The 17,885-nt window shown below is 60.5% G+C and carries 18 protein-coding genes and 1 pseudogene; 16 read left to right on the forward strand and 3 right to left on the reverse strand.

Translation table 11 applies throughout. The features are described from left to right. Positions 1 to 99 precede the first annotated feature (99 nt). Positions 100 to 828, reverse strand: a complete 729-nt coding sequence (locus ACZ445_RS27750; RefSeq protein ID WP_179029863.1) for a TraX family protein — start codon at positions 826 to 828, stop codon at positions 100 to 102. Positions 829 to 918: 90 nt separating this feature from the next. Here ACZ445_RS27750 and ACZ445_RS27755 point away from each other — a divergent pair, with 90 nt between their 5' ends. Further along, on the forward strand, positions 919 to 1,959 hold the full coding sequence (locus tag ACZ445_RS27755; RefSeq protein WP_058426659.1) for a threonine aldolase family protein: 1,041 nt from the start codon (positions 919 to 921) through the stop codon (positions 1,957 to 1,959). Positions 1,960 to 2,135: 176 nt separating this feature from the next. Further along, positions 2,136 to 2,333 carry a hypothetical protein gene (locus ACZ445_RS27760; RefSeq protein WP_058426658.1) on the forward strand — a complete coding sequence of 66 codons (198 nt, stop codon included), beginning with the start codon at positions 2,136 to 2,138 and terminating at the stop codon, positions 2,331 to 2,333. Between the two features lie 116 nt (positions 2,334 to 2,449). Here ACZ445_RS27760 and gbcB read toward each other — a convergent pair whose 3' ends face one another. Beyond that, the gene (gene gbcB / locus ACZ445_RS27765) at positions 2,450 to 3,550 is read right to left on the reverse strand and encodes a glycine-betaine demethylase subunit GbcB (RefSeq protein ID WP_058426657.1); all 1,101 of its coding nucleotides are present in this window, start codon (positions 3,548 to 3,550) and stop codon (positions 2,450 to 2,452) included. A gap of 281 nt (positions 3,551 to 3,831) precedes the next feature. Between gbcB and gbcA the strand changes: the two genes are divergently transcribed. The 14 genes and pseudogenes from gbcA (at position 3,832) to ACZ445_RS27835 (ending at position 17,112) form a co-directional block, all read left to right on the forward strand. Next, positions 3,832 to 5,127 (forward strand): glycine-betaine demethylase subunit GbcA, encoded by a 1,296-nt coding sequence (gene gbcA / locus ACZ445_RS27770; protein ID WP_058426656.1) that lies wholly within the window; start codon positions 3,832 to 3,834, stop codon positions 5,125 to 5,127. 781 nt (positions 5,128 to 5,908) lie between these two features. After that, positions 5,909 to 6,407 (forward strand): annotated as a pseudogene (locus tag ACZ445_RS27775) (type II secretion system protein). Further along, the gene (locus tag ACZ445_RS27780) at positions 6,382 to 6,762 is read left to right on the forward strand and encodes a type II secretion system protein (RefSeq protein WP_464707792.1); all 381 of its coding nucleotides are present in this window, start codon (positions 6,382 to 6,384) and stop codon (positions 6,760 to 6,762) included. The pseudogene ACZ445_RS27775 and the gene ACZ445_RS27780 overlap by 26 nt, the downstream one beginning before the upstream one ends. Then, positions 6,749 to 7,255 carry a type II secretion system protein gene (locus ACZ445_RS27785; RefSeq protein ID WP_464707793.1) on the forward strand — a complete coding sequence of 169 codons (507 nt, stop codon included), beginning with the start codon at positions 6,749 to 6,751 and terminating at the stop codon, positions 7,253 to 7,255. The genes ACZ445_RS27780 and ACZ445_RS27785 overlap by 14 nt, the downstream gene beginning before the upstream one ends. 74 nt (positions 7,256 to 7,329) lie before the next feature. Continuing rightward, positions 7,330 to 8,844 (forward strand): lytic polysaccharide monooxygenase, encoded by a 1,515-nt coding sequence (locus ACZ445_RS27790; RefSeq protein WP_058426653.1) that lies wholly within the window; start codon positions 7,330 to 7,332, stop codon positions 8,842 to 8,844. Between the two features lie 288 nt (positions 8,845 to 9,132). Beyond that, positions 9,133 to 9,564: a type II secretion system major pseudopilin GspG gene (gspG, locus tag ACZ445_RS27795; RefSeq protein WP_464707794.1), complete on the forward strand. Its 432-nt coding sequence runs from the start codon at positions 9,133 to 9,135 to the stop codon at positions 9,562 to 9,564. A 1-nt stretch (position 9,565) separates the two neighbouring features. Beyond that, positions 9,566 to 10,030, forward strand: coding sequence for a transglycosylase SLT domain-containing protein (locus ACZ445_RS27800; RefSeq protein ID WP_464707795.1), 465 nt, complete (start codon positions 9,566 to 9,568; stop codon positions 10,028 to 10,030). Then, positions 10,027 to 11,211 (forward strand): type II secretion system F family protein, encoded by a 1,185-nt coding sequence (locus tag ACZ445_RS27805; RefSeq protein WP_058426650.1) that lies wholly within the window; start codon positions 10,027 to 10,029, stop codon positions 11,209 to 11,211. Before ACZ445_RS27800 ends, ACZ445_RS27805 begins: the two co-directional genes overlap by 4 nt. Before the next feature lie 4 nt (positions 11,212 to 11,215). After that, complete coding sequence (locus ACZ445_RS27810; RefSeq protein ID WP_464707796.1) at positions 11,216 to 12,853, forward strand: GspE/PulE family protein; 1,638 nt, start codon at positions 11,216 to 11,218, stop codon at positions 12,851 to 12,853. Then, complete coding sequence (locus ACZ445_RS27815; protein ID WP_235594994.1) at positions 12,834 to 13,559, forward strand: hypothetical protein; 726 nt, start codon at positions 12,834 to 12,836, stop codon at positions 13,557 to 13,559. The genes ACZ445_RS27810 and ACZ445_RS27815 overlap by 20 nt, the downstream gene beginning before the upstream one ends. Continuing rightward, positions 13,556 to 14,110, forward strand: coding sequence for a hypothetical protein (locus ACZ445_RS27820; protein ID WP_058426647.1), 555 nt, complete (start codon positions 13,556 to 13,558; stop codon positions 14,108 to 14,110). Before ACZ445_RS27815 ends, ACZ445_RS27820 begins: the two co-directional genes overlap by 4 nt. Before the next feature lie 6 nt (positions 14,111 to 14,116). Further along, positions 14,117 to 14,653, forward strand: a complete 537-nt coding sequence (locus tag ACZ445_RS27825; protein ID WP_310862838.1) for a hypothetical protein — start codon at positions 14,117 to 14,119, stop codon at positions 14,651 to 14,653. Next, positions 14,650 to 15,138: a hypothetical protein gene (locus ACZ445_RS27830; RefSeq protein ID WP_058426645.1), complete on the forward strand. Its 489-nt coding sequence runs from the start codon at positions 14,650 to 14,652 to the stop codon at positions 15,136 to 15,138. Before ACZ445_RS27825 ends, ACZ445_RS27830 begins: the two co-directional genes overlap by 4 nt. 18 nt (positions 15,139 to 15,156) lie before the next feature. Beyond that, complete coding sequence (locus ACZ445_RS27835) at positions 15,157 to 17,112, forward strand: secretin N-terminal domain-containing protein (protein ID WP_464707797.1); 1,956 nt, start codon at positions 15,157 to 15,159, stop codon at positions 17,110 to 17,112. Here the strand turns inward: ACZ445_RS27835 and etfB are convergent. Beyond that, positions 17,109 to 17,879: an electron transfer flavoprotein subunit beta gene (gene etfB / locus ACZ445_RS27840; protein ID WP_058426643.1), complete on the reverse strand. Its 771-nt coding sequence runs from the start codon at positions 17,877 to 17,879 to the stop codon at positions 17,109 to 17,111. The two genes, ACZ445_RS27835 and etfB, sit on opposite strands and share 4 nt — an antisense overlap. Between the last annotated feature and the right edge of the window lie 6 nt (positions 17,880 to 17,885).

Below are 17,885 nucleotides of genomic sequence, written 5' to 3' on the forward strand. Positions count from 1 at the left end.
AAAATGTGGGAGGGGGCTTGCCCCCGATTGCAAAGTGTCAGCCACTGCATCTGCAAGCTGGCCCACCGCTATCGGGGGCAAGCCCCCTCCCACAGGGGATTACGCGATGATCTGGCGGATGAGTAGCAGCAGCAGGAAATGCAGGGGATAGAGGGTGTAGGCCCAGCGGCGCATAGCGGGTGGCGAGATGTTTTGCCCATGCCGCAATAAGACCAAGCCTGCCAATGGCGCAATCAGGCACGCAGCCAACCCCAACAGCGCCACAGGCGTGCCGCTATCGAGCAGGATTTGCCATTGGTTGGCGGCGACACAGACCAAACCTGGCAATAGGCTGAAATACCATGGGCGACTGAACACCAACAGCATAGCCAGCGGCAGCAAGACCCCAAACAAACCGAACATCAACTGCGCGGAAAACACCGCCGCAATCGTGACGGCAATCGCCGCCAATCCTCGATCAAAAAACGTCTTCTGCTGCCATCCTCGGGCAACCAGCAAACCCAGCGCCAGGGTTGGCAACACATTCAACGTATCGGCATCCTCGATAAACAGCCGGTACGGCACTTCGCTGATCACACTGAACAGCAGTAGCCATCCCAGGTAACGCCACTGCCCCCTCACAGGCGTGTTTCTGACCCGATGCAGATTCGCCGCAATCGCCAGGCAAAACCATGGGAACGCCAGGCGCCCCGGCACATACAAACCATCCAGGCTTAAACCGACATAGCGCAGGTGGTCCAGCACCATACTCAACAGCGCCAGCCACTTGAGCAGATCCAAGGCGCCATCGCGGACACGTCCGACAGGCATCGTTCCAGTACCGTGCATAATTCCCCAGTGACTTTGCATTTACAGAACGTGCGCACCCGCGACAATCTTGGTTACAGTGCGCACCAACATCGACCACAGGAATGGGCCATGACCGACAAGAGCCAACAATTCGCCAGTGACAACTATTCCGGCATCTGCCCGGAAGCCTGGGCCGCCATGGAACAAGCCAACCAGGGCCATCAGCGCGCCTACGGCGATGATGAATGGACCCACCGCGCTGCCGACGGTTTCCGCAACCTTTTCGAAACCGATTGCGAAGTGTTCTTCGCCTTCAACGGCACCGCCGCCAACTCGCTCGCGCTGTCTTCGCTGTGCCAGAGCTACCATAGCGTGATTTGCTCGGAAACCGCCCACGTCGAAACCGACGAATGCGGCGCGCCGGAGTTTTTCTCCAACGGCTCCAAACTGCTCACCGCCCGCACCGAAAACGGCAAGCTGACCCCGGAGTCGATCCGCGAGATCGCCCTCAAGCGCCAGGACATCCACTACCCCAAGCCACGCGTGGTCACCCTGACCCAAGCCACCGAAGTCGGCAGCGTGTACACCCCGGAAGAAATCCGCGCCATCAGCGCCACCTGCAAAGAGCTGGGCCTGAACCTGCACATGGACGGCGCACGCTTCTCCAACGCCTGCGCGTTCCTCGGCTGCTCGCCCGCCGACCTGACTTGGAAAGCCGGCGTGGACGTACTGTGCTTTGGCGGCACCAAGAACGGCATGGCCGTGGGTGAAGCGATCCTGTTCTTCAACCACAAGCTCGCCGAAGACTTCGACTACCGCTGCAAACAGGCAGGCCAATTGGCCTCGAAAATGCGCTTCCTCTCCGCGCCCTGGGTGGGCCTGCTGGAAAACGACGCCTGGCTCAAGCACGCACGCCACGCCAACCACTGCGCTCAATTGCTGAGCAGCCTGGTGGCGGATATTCCCGGCGTGGAGTTGATGTTCCCGGTGCAGGCCAACGGCGTATTCCTGCAACTCTCGGAGCCGGCCATCGCCGCGCTGACGGCCAAGGGCTGGCGTTTCTACACCTTCATCGGCAAAGGCGGCGCGCGCTTCATGTGTGCGTGGGATACCGAGGAAGAACGTGTAAGAGAACTGGCGGCGGATATTCGGAAAGTGATGGAAGCCTGATGCGACGGGCGTTTGAGCCCAATTTCAGAGACTGTTTGTACGTATTTCTGACAGTATCTATCTAGCCCCTGCCCTGGATAAGATCTCGTCACCCCGAACCAACGGACGCGTTGTTTCGGGGCTGACTGCCTGCCGAATAGTCGGCTGGAAATGGAAATCCCACAGAGGGCAACATCATGGAAATTCAATGCTACACGACTGATTCTCAGCTCCGCTCCGAGACCAACGCCACCCTCGTCGGCCTGGACGACCTGAGGAAACTGGCGAACGTCGGTGACACTATCATCGAGCCTTCAAGGCTCTTTACCGTCACCGGTAAAGAGTTTGAAATGACAGCATCCGGTGCGTACATCATCAACCTGTTCGTCCGCTAACCACTGACTGTGGGAGGGGGCTTGCCCCCGATGACGGTGGAGCATTAACCAATGCGCTGACTGACACACTGCTATCGGGGGCAAGCCCCCTCCCACATTTAGACCGGTTTCGTTAGTCAGAACTCGATACGCACATCACCCTTCGGCACGCTGCAGCACGACAGGATGTAGCCTTCGGCCTCATCTTCCTCGGTAATCCCGCCGTTGTGGTCCATCTCGACCTCGCCGCCCAGCTTCAGTACCTTGCACGTCCCGCAGATACCCATGCCACAAGCTTTTGGAATCAACAGGCCAAGCTTGGCTGCTGCTGCGTGCACGGTTTCGCCAGGCGCCACGCGAATGCTCTTGCCCGACGCAATAAACTCCACCTGGTGCAGATCCGCCAGGTCGATTTCCGGTGCGTCGGCGGCCTGCTCGGCTTGCTCCACCGCATCCGCACGAGCTTCCGGCGGGGTGGCGCCGAAGGACTCCTCGTGATACCGCGTCATGTCGAAACCCGCCACTTCCAGCAGGCGCTTCACCGCGTTCATGTAAGGCGTAGGCCCGCAGCAGAACACTTCGCGCTCGAGGAAGTCCGGCACCATCAGTTCGAGCATCTTGTGGTTCAGGTAACCGCGATAGCCGGCCCATGGCTCACCCAACCCGTGTTTCTCGCAGATCAGGTGCAGGCTGAAGTTGTCGATCCGCGACGCCATGTGCTCCAGCTCGCGGTGGTAAATGATGTCTTTGGGCGAGCGGGCGCTGTGGATAAACGTCATGTCGACGTTGGCGTTGGTGTCGTAGAACCAACGGGCCATGGACATCACCGGCGTGATGCCGACGCCACCGCTGAGGTACAACACTTTCGGACTCGGAAAGTCGATGGCATTGAACAGGCCCACCGGTCCGTGCACCGCCAGCTCCTGGCCCTCGTGCAACGTGTCGTGCAGCCAGTTGGAAACCTTGCCACCCGGCACGCGCTTGATGGTCACCGAGAAGCTGTACGGCACCGACGGCGAGCTGGAAATGGTATAGGAGCGCATGATCGGCTGGCCTTCGATCTCCAGCTCCAGGGTGACGAATTGCCCTGGCTTGAAGAAGAACAGGATCGGCTGATCAGCCATGAAGCAGAAGGTGCGTACGTCCCAGGTTTCCTGGATGACTTTGACGCACCGGACAATGTGCCGACCATTGGCCCAGGTCTGGGTGGTTACCGGATTCAGGAAATTATTGGACATGTTGTTCTCCACCGCCGACGTCGGCCTTATGGTGGCGATTCTGCGTAACGCCGGAACCACCCATTTACCTATCTGCGACATTCACATACTTATCGCGACCAGCCCCCAACGACCTAGGGTTGCGCGTCGGGAACAGATTGGGCCATGTCGCCCATGGATAAGGTTCTGACGTTGCGCGGCCCCACACTCGCTCCCAACAACGACGCTTTCTTTATGCCTTGCGTAGTACAACCGTAGCCACTATTCGCCGGCCACACAGAATGGCCATGAGGACACACACGATGGACGTCACCGCAACCTTAAGCTTGGGCGATCCGCTGGAACCCGCACGCAAGGCCACCGCGCAGATGCTGCAAGAGCGCGAGCGCACTTTCTCGCTGCCACAGCCGTTCTACTCTGATGAGCGGTTGTTTGATATCGACATGCAGGAGATCTTCCAGAAAGAGTGGTTGATCGCTGGCATGACCTGCGAGATCCCCACCAAGGGCAACTACCTGACCCTGCAAGTAGGCAAGAACCCGATCATCGTGATCCGTGGCGCCGAAGGCGTGGTGCATGCGTTCCACAACGTGTGCCGCCACCGGGGCTCGCGCTTGTGCACCAGCGACAAGGGCAAGGTCGCCAAACTCGTATGCCACTACCACCAGTGGACCTACGAACTGGACGGTCGCCTGTTGTTCGCCGGCACCGAGATGGGCGCCGACTTCGACATGAAACAGTACGGCCTCAAGCCGGTCAACGTGAAGACCGCCGGCGGCTACATCTTCATCAGCCTGGCCGAGAACCCGCCGGCCATCGATGACTTCCTGTCGACGCTGAACCACTACATGGAACCCTACGACATGGAGAACACCAAGGTGGCGGTGCAAACCACCTTGATGGAAAAAGCCAACTGGAAGCTGGTGCTGGAAAACAACCGCGAGTGCTACCACTGCAACGCGTCGCACCCGGAACTGCTGAAAACCCTGCTGGAATGGGACGACGTCACCGACCCACGCGCCGACCAGGCGTTCAAGGACCATGTGGCCGCCTCCGCCGCCGCCTGGGATGCCGAGAAGATCCCTTACGCCCACGCCAGCTTCGGCCTGCGTAACCGTATCGTACGCATGCCGCTGCTCAAGGGCACCGTGTCGATGACCATGGACGGCAAGCAGGGCTGCGCCAAACTCATGGGCCGCATCAAGAACCCGGACCTGGGCTCGATGCGCATCCTGCACCTGCCCCACTCCTGGAACCACTGCATGGGCGACCACATCATCGTGTTCACCGTGTGGCCGATCAGCGCCCAGGAAACCATGGTCACCACCAAGTGGCTGGTGCACAAGGACGCCGTCGAAGGCGTGGACTACGACGTAGCGCGCATGCGCGAAGTGTGGGACGCCACCAACGACCAGGACCGTCGCCTGGCCGAAGAGAACCAGCGCGGCATCAACTCCACCGCCTACCAGCCAGGCCCGTATTCCAAGACCTATGAGTTCGGCGTGGTGAACTTCGTGGATTGGTACAGCGAGCGCATGCTGAATAACCTGGGGGCAGCACCGGCACCGTACCTCAAAGGCGTGCCTGTACAGGGATAAACCGCTTTTTGTAGTGAGCGGGCTTGTCCCGCTCACTACAAATAATCTGCCCATGCCGCAAGCTGGGTATTTTTTGATCACTTCCTTGTAAGCCAGGTGTTACCTGGGCTGTGAAGCAGCACCAACATCTTATCCACAGAACCGCGCACAGACTTTGTGGGCAACTGTGCTGCGCACTGTGGAAAACTCGCCGTGACCCCAGGTAATTCGAGAATAGGCACAATCGATCATTTTTTGATCACACCGATCAAACCCTGTGTTTACGGGCCTTTTATCGGATAGCGAACATGTTATCCACATAACCGCCAACAGACTTTGGGGGCAACTTTTAATCCTTTGTGGAAAACCCAATAAAGACCATGAAAATCAAGGCTTCCACCGGCATTTTTATGCCATTCTCGCCAAATTGATCAAATTTTGCTCACCCCCACCAAAGCCTTTATTTATAAGGGCTACAGCTGATAGCGAACATCTTATCCACAGAAGCGCCAACAGACTTTGGGGGCAAGTCATGGTGTGTCGCTGCGCCTGATGACCTGAAAAACACCGTAAAAACCGTGACTTAGCCTGGTCATTTTTCATACAACCCCCTACAGCCCTTGATCTGCATGGCCTGCGGACAACCACGAACACCTTATCCACAGCCAGGCGCACAGCGATTGTGAGTAACCCAGCGCCTGTACAAAAAACAGTCAACATCTACACTCACCTGTGCAGTCAATTTCACATGCCTGGGTTAACGCGGAAGTCCTTGGCGGGATAACGAGGAGGTAAACCGGTGATGTGGCAGGGTACGCCCAGCCATCACTGCGCCAAAGGTTTTACGCTGATTGAATTGCTACTGACGCTGGCCTTGCTGGCCACACTCGCGACAGTGGCTTATCCGCTGACAGCATTGATGGGTAAACGCGATCGGGAACTCGACTTGCAACGTTCGTTGCGGGAAATCCGCCGCGCCATCGATTCCTACAAGGAAGCGGCCGACGACGGCCGCATCGAAAAGAGCGTCAGCGACAGCGGCTATCCCCCCTCCCTGCAAGTACTGGTCGAAGGCGTCACGGATAGAACCAACCTGAAGGGCAACAAACTAACTCTATTTCCTGCGACGTATACCTCGCGACCCGTTCTGCGAGTGCCCTGAGCGTGCGTCCGCAGACACCTGGCAACTGCGCAGCTACAAGAGCACTGCCGACAACCCACAAGAGGGAGAAGATGTATTTGACGTTTCATCCCGCAGTACCCGGGAGAGTTTGAATGGAACGCCATACAACCAATGGTGATCGGGGTTTCACCCTGATCGAGTTGCTGGTGGTCATGGCCATCATCGCGACCCTCATGACCCTGGTCACCCCCCAATACTTCCGTCAGCACGCCAAGGCCCAGGAGACCGTGCTGCGCCATAACCTCTCCACTATCCGCCAGGCCCTGGACCAATACCGCGAAGACCACGGTGGCAACCCCGAATCCCTGCAGGCCCTGGTGGACCGCCGCTACCTGCGCGAAATCCCGCTGGACCCGGTCACCGGCAAACGCGACACCTGGCAGTTGCAACCTTCCGACGAACAAGGCGTGGGCGACGTGCGCAGCGGCGCCCCCGGCAACGCGAAAGACGGGAGCGCCTATGCAGACTGGTAAACAGCGCCAGCATGGCTCGGTGTTCATGGGGATGTTGGTAACGGTGGCAATCGTGGCCGTGACGCTGATGGAAGTGGGCACCCTGTGGTCCAGCGTGTTGCAGCGCGAGCGCGAGCTGGAATTGCTGGCACGCGGCAATGAAATCCGCCGGGCCATCGGCCTGTACTACGCCGCAGGCAACACCTACCCCAAGTCTCTCGAAGACATGGTGCTCGACCGCCGCCAACCAACCACCCAGCGCTACCTGCGCAAGGCTTACGCTGACCCGCTCACCGGCGATAAGGATTGGGGCGTGGTCGAGGGCCCCGGTGAAACCATCATGGGCGTGTTCAGCAAGGCCAGGGGCACGCCCTTCAAACAAGGCAACTTTGCGGTCATTAATCAAGGTTTTACAGGGCAAGGTAGTTATCAAGGGTGGGTGTTTCTGCATGGCTCTGTGCAGAGTAACCCTGCAACCCGCACCGCTCCCATGGGAGATCAGCTGAACCGATGATGCCAATTGAACAAGCACACTGATCGTTCCAGCAGTTCGGAACTTGTTTATCTGAATTGAAGGTGGACTAGAGCATGAATACATTCACGCAAGGACTTATCAAGTGGACATTGGCGGCGGCATGCCTGGCGCCGGCCTTGGGGTGGGCACATGGGGCGTTGGACACACCGCCTTCACGGGCGGTCAACTGCCAGGTGACTGGAGGGTTCTGGCAGTCTCAGGACGGTTCGGCCATCGTGGACAAGGGCTGTCGAGAAGCGTCATTGGCGTCGTTTCGCACGCCTGCGGAATGGGCATTTCCTGCCCAGCAATGGCATGAAGTCGCCCATATCCCACATATCAACAACCCGACGCTGGCTCAGATCCAGGGGATCATCAAGGATGGCCAGATCTGCGCTGCGAATGACCCGAAAAAAGCCAGCCTGGATTACCCGACCCCTAATTGGACCAAGGCGAATGTTGTGCCGGGGCAATCACTGACAATGCGCCTTATCGGTACCGCGCCTCATGTACCGAGCAAGTTCTATCCGTTTATTACACGCCCAGGCTTTGACACCGCCACTGATGCCCTGAAATGGAGTGACTTGATCCCCCTGGGGCAACCCGAAAACTTCACGGTAGCGAACACAAGCTGGCAAACTCCACCCGCCATATCAGCCTCGGGGTATTTCCTGATCACTCGTCCCATCCCCAGCAACGCTTCAGGCAATGGATTGATCGTGGGCATTTGGGCAAGGAATGATCCCGCCGGCGAGTTTTTCATCTCCTGTTCGGATGTGAAATTCCAGGGGGGAGGGGTACCTGATCCGCTTACCAATATCGGCCAGTTCATCAACGCCGACATGGAGGCACTTAAGCCAGGCGACGCAGTGCACTTCCGGATTTTCGGGAATGACACTGCGAGAAAAGAGCTGGTCGATATCGTCCATAAAATCAGCCGAGACAATTTGGCACCGGGCCGATGGGGTGCGCAAATAGCGGATAAAGTCGATCCTGCCGTCGCCAAGATTGGCGAAAAGGAGAACGATTCCATCACGTTCAATCCCGTAAACCCCCTGATCAACTCGACTTACGCAGCTCAACGGGATTACACCCAAGCCATGTCTATTATTCAGGGAGGAGGCACAACACCGGTCAATCCCACACCACCGGTAGCACGTATCTCGGGCCCTACCGCTCTGAAGTCCGGAGAAGCCTATACGTTCACAAGCGCCGCATCGACCGGGTACAACGGTCCCCTGCTTCGTCAATGGGTAATTCCAGGATTAGAAAGCGCGCCAAACGGAGTCACCGCAAGCGGCAAGGCCTACACTGTAACCACGCAGACAGTGTTCAAGGCGCGACTGAATGTCCGCGACCAAGAGAATGGCAAAACCGACCAAGCGGAATTTGAATTCACCGTGAGCCCACCTGGAAGTGGCGAGCAGTACCCGCCTTATGTGCCCGGTGGGCAGCATGAAGCAGGTCAAATCTACTCCCACAACGGTGTGAACTATAAGTGTAAATACACGTCGTGGTGCTCAGGTTCGCCTCAGTATTACGAACCTGGTGCAGGTCTGGCCTGGGCTGAGGCTTGGGACAAACTTTAACGATCAAACCTCTCGGCAAGAACACAACGCCGCACTGTCTGTGCGGCGTTTTTTTCATGGCGAAATTATTCACTTGGCTCCTAACTTGAAGAGCCAAAAGTTATATAGAGTCCCCACACACTAGAACAACTAACGCTATAGTTGATCCAGTCATTAACGTTATTTCCGCAGTCTTCAACATTATTGATTCATCGCTGACGAAGTCCTACCGGCGGTGCTCGCTCAAACAGCGGGCCGGGAGAGTTATACACAACCGCCGTACCTTGGCACTCCCAACAGGGTATCCCCATGCGCGCACACTCGTTTATCCACAGTCCCCAACGCGGCTTCACCCTGCTGGAGCTGCTCGTCGTCCTGCTGATCATCGCCCTGCTCGCCGGCTACGTCGGCCCCAAGATGTTCGACCGCCTGGAACTGGCCAAAGTCCAGACCGCCCAGGGCCAGATGAAGTCCCTGGCGGATGCCTTGAACCAGTACCGCCTGGACAACGGCAACTACCCCGACGAAACCCTCGGCCTCAACGCCCTCACTACCCCCCCCGCCAACGCAGCGAACTGGCAGGGGCCGTATCTGAAAACGCTGCCGCTAGACCCCTGGGGCAACCCGTACATTTTCAAGAACCCCGGCACCCCGCCCAACGATGCCGAGATCATCTCGCTGGGCCGCGATGGCAAGGCCGGCGGTGTAAACACCTACGCCGACATCGTCTACGGACTCTGACATGCACACGCTGCGGATCGCCCTGACCTTGCTGTGCCTCGTGGGCACCGCCCAGGCCGACTGTTGGCAGTTGGCGGCCAGCCGTTATCACGTCGATCCGCTGTTGCTGTACGCCATCGCCAAGGTCGAATCCAACCTCAACCCCCGCGCACGCAATATCAACGGCGACGGCAGCCAGGACATCGGCCTGATGCAGATCAACAGCCGCCACTTGCCCGCCCTCGCCCGCTTTGGCATCACCGAACAGCACCTGATAACCCAGCCCTGCACCAGCGTGATGGTGGGCGCGTGGATTCTGGCCGGGTTCATTCAAGAAAAGGGCTACGGCTGGCAAGCGGTGGGCGCCTACAACGCGGGAGCAAAACCCGGCAGGGAGCAGCGCCGCGCACGTTATGCACTGGCGGTCTGGCGCTACTACGGCGAGTTGCTGCAACAGCGTCAGCGACTGGCGAGGCAGACACCATGATCGAGATTGACGCCCGCATCATCCGCGACGGCCATTTGCAGACCCTGCGTGTGCAAGCGCTGGATCTCGCCCAGGCACGCCAACATCTGCTGGCAGACGGTGCCCAGGTCATCTCGCTGAAAGCGCGGCGCCAACTGACGTTGCCCACCCGCCGCGCCAGGTTTGCCCTGGGCCTGTTTATCCAGGAACTGGTGGTGCTGCTGGACGCCGGCCTGGTGCTGGTGGAGGCCGTGGAAACCCTGCGAGACAAGGCGCCACCTGGCATCAACCGCCAGGTCATGAGCGACTTGCTCGCCTCGATGTACGAAGGCAACTCATTGTCCAAGGCCATGCAACTCAAGCCGCAGACCTTTCCTGCACTGCTGATCGCCACCGTGGCGTCCTCGGAACACAGCGGCCAATTGGCCGTGGCGCTGCGTCGTTATCACCATTTCGAAGCGCATCTGGAGACGGTGAAAAAGCGCGTCAGCGGCGCCCTGATGTACCCGTTGGTAGTGCTCAGCGTTGGCGCGGTCATCCTGTTGTTCTTGCTGTTTTTCGTGATTCCGCGTTTCGCCTCGGTGTTCGATGCAGTGGCCGATCTGCCGGCCACGGCGCGGTTCATGGTGTGGTGGGGGGCACTGGTGGACACACGCGGCATGGAGCTGCTGATCGGCCTGGTGCTGGCGATTGTCGCGCTGATCCTGTTGTTTCGCAGTGCCGGGTTCAAGCGCCGCGCTGCCAATCTGTTCTGGAAAATCCCCAGCCTGGGCGCCCAGCGCACCCTGTTCATCCTTGCCCGGTTCTACCGCACCGCCGGCATGTTGCTGATGGGCGGGATGCCGGTGGTCACGGCGGTGGAATTGTCCGGTGCCCTGCTGCCACCCGAGCGTCAGGCCGACCTGCGCCACGCCATGACCGATATCCAGGCCGGCCAGCCACTCTCCACCTCACTGGCCCGCCATCAGCTGACCACCGCCGTGGCCGAACGCCTGCTGCGGGTCGGCGAGCAGAGCGGCGAGCTGGCCGCCATGTGCGAGCGCATCGCGCAGTTTCACGATGAAGCCCTGGAACGCGCCATCGAGCTGTTCAGCAAGGTCTTCGAGCCGGTGCTGATGCTGGTGGTGGGCGGGTTGATCGGGCTGATCGTGTTCATGCTGTACATGCCGATTTTCGAGCTGGCGGGTTCTATCCAGGGGTAGCGCGATGAGCGAGCTGACGCAGAAATGGCAAGCGCTGGCAGCCAAACGCGGCGTGACCCTGGCCGATTACCTGTTGGACGTGCTGGATAAGGCGCCCGACCAGTTAATTGCCATCGCGCACCCCTTGGGCCTGCAGGCAATTGCGCCGGACAACCTCGTTGAAAACTGGCGCTTCGACCGGCTCGCACTGCCCCAGGCGTTGATCCACAACGTGCTGCCGGTGGACTATCAAGGCAAGACGTATCTGGTGCTGGGGGACCCATTCGCCTTGGCCATCCGGTACTGGCTGCAATCGTCCGGGACTTTGCGCCAGCTCCCCCTGGCCATGAGTCTGCCCGGCGCGGTCAAGGCCCAACTGGCCCTGGCCGAAGCCAGCCAACGGGTGATGCAACCGTTTGGCGAGGACGACGAAAACGCCCGCGTCAGCCAGGCCGCCCAGGAAATATCCCTGAGCAGCATCGCCCGCGACGACAACCCGGTGGTGCGGCTGGTCAACTCCATGCTGTTCGACGCCCTGCAAAGCCGCGCCAGCGATATCCATGTGGAAACAAACCCCGAAAGCCTGGAGATCAAGTACCGCATCGACGGGGTCTTGCAGAGGATGGGCAAGGCCAATGGCCTGGACATGGCCGAGCAGGCTCTGTCGCGTATCAAAGTGCTGTCAGAGCTGGATATCGGCGAGCGGCGCGTGCCCCAGGACGGGCGCTTCAAGATGAAAATACAGGGCCGTGAGGTGGATTTTCGTGTGTCGATCATGCCCAGCATTCATGGCGAAGATGCGGTGCTGCGGATTCTCGACAAGTCACAACGGGGTGAGTCCCTGAACCTGGTCAATCTCGGGCTGGCCCCCGACACCATCGCGTGCATTCGTGACTTGGCCAGTGAGCCCTACGGGATGCTGGTCGTCACCGGGCCGACGGGCAGCGGCAAATCCACCACCCTGTACGCCGTCCTGTCAGAGCTCAACACCGGGGAGCAGAAAATCATCACGATCGAAGACCCGGTGGAATATGAGTTGGCCAGGGTGACACAAATACCGGTCAACGACAAAAAAGGCCTGACGTTCGCCCGCGGCCTGCGTTCCATTTTGCGCCATGACCCGGACACGATTATGGTCGGGGAAATCCGCGACGGCGAAACGGCGAGGATTGCCGTGCAAGCCGCGTTGACCGGCCACCGCGTGCTCACGTCGCTGCACGCCAATAACCCCTTCAGTGTCCTGGAGCGCTTCAGGCATATGGAAGTGGATACCCACAGCGTTGTCGAAGCGCTTAACGGGGTGGTCGCCCAACGCCTGGTGCGACGCGTCTGCCCGGACTGCGGCGAAGACGCCGAGCCCGACCCGCAGATCGCCCGGCTTGCCCACCTGCCCGACGCACAACTCAAGCACGGTCACTACCGTGAAGGCAAAGGCTGCGAAGCCTGTCGCTACACCGGCTATCGCGGCCGGCTCGCCCTCGCAGAAGTACTGACCCTGACCGATCGCATCAAGGAAGGCCTGCTCACTCGCAGCTCAGCCTCCACCCTGCGCGAACTGGCGCGCGAAGCCGGCCACGTGTTCATCCGCGATATCGCCCTGGCCCACGCCGCACAGGGCGACACCACGCTCAAGGAGATCCACCGTGTCATTTCCCTTTATTGAGCATGTGGTGTGGCTGCACAGCAGCGGTACCGTCTGGGCTGCCCGCCCACGTTGGCGCGGTGCAACTGTGTGGCGTGCCGAGCAAGCGGGCGAGCCGTTGAGTGCCTGCGCGGCCTTGCTGGAGCAAGCACCCCGTGGCCGTTTGCGTTTCTTGGACCGCGCCACGGTGCTCCTCGGATTTCCCCACGTGCACTACCTGATGCTGGCGTGGCAAGACGGCCTGTACAGCCAGGCCGACTGGCAGGCTTTCGCCGAAGCCACGTTCAGCCAACAGGCAGGCCTGGACGCCGAACACTGGCACATCCAGGTCGCCAGCAGCCGGTTCGGCCAGCGACGCCTGGCGGTGGCCACCCCACGGGAGTGGCTGCACGACCTGCGCGAGCTATTCAAGCTGCACCGCTTGCCCCTGGTCACCTGCTCGCCCTTGCTGACCTCGGTCGCCCAGCGCTATTGGCAGCGCTTGCCCGACGATTGCGTATTGGCTGTTCCCGAAGCGGACAGCCTGAGTTGCCTCTACCGCCAACACGGCGTGATCGACCAGGTGTGCGTGATACCCACCCACCCCGACAGCGACTTGAGCGACAACTTGTTCACCGCCGACCTGCTGGTTGAACGGCGTGCACCCGCCACGGTGGTTGTGGCCAACACCCTGGCGGAAAACCGTTTGGGCCCCCTGCATCCGTGGCTGGAGGCAAGTCCCCCATGAAAGCCAGACTCGCTTCCACCTGGCAGCACATGCGCAGGCCCCAGGCGCCCGGGGTTGATTTCCAGCGCCCCAACGCTGCCCACCGTCCCCTGGTGGCGCTGTTGTGGCTGATCACAGCGGTGCTCATGGTCGGCACCTGGCAACACTGGCAACGCATGGAACACCAGCAACAGCAGACCGACGCACTGGAACAGCAATTCATCCAGCTGACCCGTCGCCAGGAACAATTGATCCAGGCGGCCATTCGCCTGTCACCCCGACAAAAACAACAGGTGGCGGCTTTCGCCCGGCAAACGTCCACCCCATTCCCCTTGATGGACGCCGTGGCCCGGGCCTGGTCCGCTGACGTCGCCCTGACACGCGTGGAGGTCAACACCCAGGCCAATGTGCTGCACCTGGATCTGGAAGCCCGGCAACTGAGGGATGCCTTTCGCTTTGTGGAACGCCTCCAGGCCCAGCCCGGGGTGCACGTGAACTTGCAACAAAGTGCACTCAAGTCCAGCGACCCGCAGCATCCGGTGCAGGTCAAGCTCAGCGTGATCGAGGGGTAGCTGCCGATGGACAGCCTCACCCGCCACCTGCCACGCCTGCGTTGGCACCTGATGCAATGGCAGCAGCGCCTGGGCTTCTGGGGGCTGTTGGCACTGGGGGTGATGGCGACAGCGCTGCTGATCGAAGGGGCGGTGATTCATCCGGCAAATGTCGCCGACAGTCAGCGACGCAGCGAACTGCAAACCGGTATCGCCGAACAGCCCCAGGACGTTCAAGTGACCGAGCCGGCGGTGGTCGAAAAAATGCCCAGTGCCGAAGACTTCGCGCCACGCCTGGAACACCTGCTGGGCCTGTTCACTCAACGCGGCTTCATCATCGCGCAAACCACCCTGGCCTATTCCGCGCCGGGCGACACCGGGCTGCAACGCCTGGACGTCGAAATCCCCCTCACCGGCCCCTACCACCTGCTGCGCGATACGTTGGCGCAAGTGGTGCGCGAGCCGGCGGTGCGCATCGAACACCTGACCCTGGAGCGCAAGGAAATCACCAGCGGACTGCTGGACATCAGCCTCAAGCTAAGCCTGCTGGGGGTGGAGGAATGAAGCTGCCGTTGTATTTGCGTGCGTTGCTGTTGCTGACCCTGATCGGTTGCGCCTGGCTGTTCTGGCAGGACACACCCGAGAGTCCCGGGCACACCCCAGCGCCTGCGAGTCCCAGACCGGTCGTCACAGAGCCGCTACCGGTGCCCGCCACAGAGGCGTCGGTCGAGACGGTTGACTTATTCCCCACCCAGAGCTGGACCCCACCACCGCTGCCAACACCGGTGGACACCTCGCCACCCAAGGCGCCGCCGCTGCCCTTCAGCGTCAGTGCGCAATGGCGCTACGAGCACCAGGCAAAAATCGTCGTGCTCAGCGGCAATGGCCGCCAGTACACCCTGTGCAACCGCTGCTCGGTGCCGGGGCGGATCATGCCGGGCAAGATGCTCGACGCCCACTACCGGCTGGACAGACTCACCGACACCACCGTGGTGCTGACCTACATGCCGCTCAAACAGGCAAGCACCTTGCGCCTGGACAAACACTGACTCGGGAAGGAAAGGATCATGACGACGCGTACACTGATTCCCCTGGGCCTGGTGCTGCTGCTGGCCAGCGGCTGCGAAACCCAACGGGCAATCAAGCAGAGTGATGAACTGCGCCAGAAAGGCGATATCGTGCGTTCGGTGGAGGTACTGCAAGCCGAAGCCAAGGAAGATCCCGACGATATCCAACTGCGCACCGCCCAGTTCAGCAAGCTGGAACTGCTGGTCGCCCAATACAGCCGCGAAGCCAGCACTGCGTTGATGCGTGGCGATGACGCCGCCGCCATCCGCGCCCTGGAAACCATCCTCAAGTACGACCCCAGCAACCTGGGCGCCCGCCAGGAGATCCAGAGCATCCAGGCCATGAAACACCTGCGCCCGCAACTGGCGCGAGCCTATGAGATGAAACGCAGCAACCCGGTGGAAGCGCTGAACCTGGTGCGCCAGATCATCGCCCAGAAACCCAACTACCGAGAGGCCCTGGATTTTCGCAACGCGCTGACCCGCGAACTGGTCAGCGCCGACTATTTGAGCGCCAACCTGTCGGAGGCCATGCGCAAGCCCTTGAGCCTGGAGTTCAGTTCCCAGAGCCTGAGCACGATTTTCGAAACTATTGCGCGCTTGTCAGGGGTCAACTTTGTCATCGACAAGGACGTCAACCCCAGCGCCTCGGCCAGCATGACCGCCAGCCGTACCACCGCCGAAGATGCACTGAACCTGCTGCTGACGACCCAGGGGCTGGAGAAGAAAATCCTCAACAACAACACCATCCTGGTCTACCCCCGGCGGCCGGACAAAGAGCGTGAATACCGCGAGCTGGCCGTGCGTACGTTTTACCTCAGCCATGGCGACGCCAAAATTGTCGCCGCCGAGATCAAGCAGACTCTCAAGCCCAAGGAAGTGCTGGTGGATGAACGGCTGAATGCGGTGATCGTGCGTGATGGGCTGGACACCCTGAGCGCGGTGGAAAAACTGGTGGAGGCCATTGATATCGCGCAGTCGGAGGTGACCATCGACATTCAGGTGCTAGAGGTCAGCCTGGCGGACGAGCTGAACCTGGGCATCCAGTACCCTGAGGGCATCGGCCTGTCGGTAGGCAACCTGAGCAACGTCCCTGCCGGCCTGGTGGGTACCCCCATCAGCGCACTACGCGGGATCAACGGCGATAACATCCTGCTCGATTCCGCCAGCACCTCGGCACGCATCAATATGCTGCAGCGCAGCGGCAACACGGTCACCCTGGCCAACCCCAGGGTCCGGGTGCGCAACCGTGAGGAAGCCGAGGTCAAGATTGGTGACAAGGTTCCCATCGTGACATCCACCACCGCCAACACCGTCACCACCGCCTCGGTGTCCTACCAGGACGTAGGGTTGCTAATCAAAGTCATACCCAACATAAGCCTGATCGGGGAGGTGAACCTGGAACTGAATGTGGAGATGAGCCATATCACCAAGCGCATCCCCGGTACTGATTCTGCGCCCCCGATGTTTGAACTGGGCTCACGCTCCACCAAGACCCTGCTCACGGCACGCGACAATGAAACGCAAGTTGTGTCGGGGCTGATCCGCACCGCAGACATCGACGAAGGCTCGGGTTTGCCGTTGCTCAGCAAAATCCCATGGCTCGGCAACAAGCTGTTCGGCACCAACCAGAACACCCAGCAGAAAACCGAGATCATCCTGCTGCTGACGCCCCGGATCGAACGCAACCTGGATCTGCCAATCTCACAGATCAGCACCTTCCACAGCGGCACCGAGGCACGCAGTTCGACAGAGGGCATGATCCTGCGCGATACCACGAGCAACATGGTGCTCAAGTCCACCGGCAGCGGCGACTCTAATCCCCCCTTGCTGCCGCCGATGCAGCAACCGCAGGAGAGGAACTGGCAACCCTTGCCGCCGCCGTTGCCGTTGCCGGAGTTGGTCCCCAAACCCGTTCCGCCCCCCGCGCAGGCAACTCCGCCAACGGGCAGTTAGCGCACCACGCCTTCCTCAACCAGCAATTTGAGGATGGCCTGGGCGCCCTCTTCCGGGCTTACACCCTTGAGCACTTGCCCACCGCCTCCGCTGGCCTTGGCCGTGGCGGCTTTCATCCGGTCGGCGCCGCTCTTGGCCTTGATCACCTTGAGACGCTTGGGCCGTGGCTTGGCCGGCTGCAACACCGCCGCGTTGAACAGCTCATCCTCTTCAATCTGGACGTCATGGGCCGCCAACTCGCCGCGCTGCGCCGGGCCGTAGGCGCTTTGCCGTGGCTTGGGCGCAGCGTTGTCCACCGTCGCCAGGAACGGCAGGCGCACCTTCAAGCGCCGCCGCTGACCACGGGGCAAGGCTTGCAGCACATGGGCCACGCCACCCTCAATGGACTCCACCTGCGCCAGCCCGACGATCAGCGGCCAGCCCAGTTGCTCGGCCAGCAGGAACGGCAACATGCCCGAGCCTTCACCGGTTTCCGCCTGGCTGCCGGCGAGTACCACTTGGGCACCGGCATCGCGCAGGTACTCACTGAGCACCGGCAAGGCATCGCTGCCGGGCGGTTGTTCCAGCACATGCAATTGCGGCAGGCCCATACCCAGGTAGCTGCGCAAGGTCGGTTCGGCGATGTTGCCCGCGTGCAGCACCTGCAACTTATCCCCAGCCATTTGCAGGCCCAGTTCCACGGCACGGGCATCCTGCTCGGCACGGCGCGGGCGCCCGGAGGTAGGGTGGGCGCCGATAGACACCAGGCTGATTACATTCGTTGTCATGGCCAT

The organism is Pseudomonas allii, assembly GCF_055380095.1.

Excerpts from the sequence above, each read along its gene's own strand:
- gbcB (WP_058426657.1), bottom strand. The coding sequence starts at position 3,550 with ATGTCCAATAATTTCCTGAATCCGGTAACCACCCAGACCTGGGCCAAT.
- gbcA (WP_058426656.1), top strand. The coding sequence starts at position 3,832 with ATGGACGTCACCGCAACCTTAAGCTTGGGCGATCCGCTGGAACCCGCA.
- ACZ445_RS27820 (WP_058426647.1), top strand. The coding sequence starts at position 13,556 with ATGAAAGCCAGACTCGCTTCCACCTGGCAGCACATGCGCAGGCCCCAG.
- ACZ445_RS27830 (WP_058426645.1), top strand. The coding sequence starts at position 14,650 with ATGAAGCTGCCGTTGTATTTGCGTGCGTTGCTGTTGCTGACCCTGATC.
- ACZ445_RS27785 (WP_464707793.1), top strand. The coding sequence starts at position 6,749 with ATGCAGACTGGTAAACAGCGCCAGCATGGCTCGGTGTTCATGGGGATG.
- ACZ445_RS27755 (WP_058426659.1), top strand. The coding sequence starts at position 919 with ATGACCGACAAGAGCCAACAATTCGCCAGTGACAACTATTCCGGCATC.
- gspG (WP_464707794.1), top strand. The coding sequence starts at position 9,133 with ATGCGCGCACACTCGTTTATCCACAGTCCCCAACGCGGCTTCACCCTG.
- ACZ445_RS27825 (WP_310862838.1), top strand. The coding sequence starts at position 14,117 with ATGGACAGCCTCACCCGCCACCTGCCACGCCTGCGTTGGCACCTGATG.
- ACZ445_RS27750 (WP_179029863.1), bottom strand. The coding sequence starts at position 828 with ATGCACGGTACTGGAACGATGCCTGTCGGACGTGTCCGCGATGGCGCC.
- ACZ445_RS27760 (WP_058426658.1), top strand. The coding sequence starts at position 2,136 with ATGGAAATTCAATGCTACACGACTGATTCTCAGCTCCGCTCCGAGACC.
- ACZ445_RS27790 (WP_058426653.1), top strand. The coding sequence starts at position 7,330 with ATGAATACATTCACGCAAGGACTTATCAAGTGGACATTGGCGGCGGCA.
- ACZ445_RS27835 (WP_464707797.1), top strand. The coding sequence starts at position 15,157 with ATGACGACGCGTACACTGATTCCCCTGGGCCTGGTGCTGCTGCTGGCC.
- ACZ445_RS27805 (WP_058426650.1), top strand. The coding sequence starts at position 10,027 with ATGATCGAGATTGACGCCCGCATCATCCGCGACGGCCATTTGCAGACC.
- etfB (WP_058426643.1), bottom strand. The coding sequence starts at position 17,879 with ATGACAACGAATGTAATCAGCCTGGTGTCTATCGGCGCCCACCCTACC.
- ACZ445_RS27800 (WP_464707795.1), top strand. The coding sequence starts at position 9,566 with ATGCACACGCTGCGGATCGCCCTGACCTTGCTGTGCCTCGTGGGCACC.
- ACZ445_RS27780 (WP_464707792.1), top strand. The coding sequence starts at position 6,382 with ATGGAACGCCATACAACCAATGGTGATCGGGGTTTCACCCTGATCGAG.
- ACZ445_RS27810 (WP_464707796.1), top strand. The coding sequence starts at position 11,216 with ATGAGCGAGCTGACGCAGAAATGGCAAGCGCTGGCAGCCAAACGCGGC.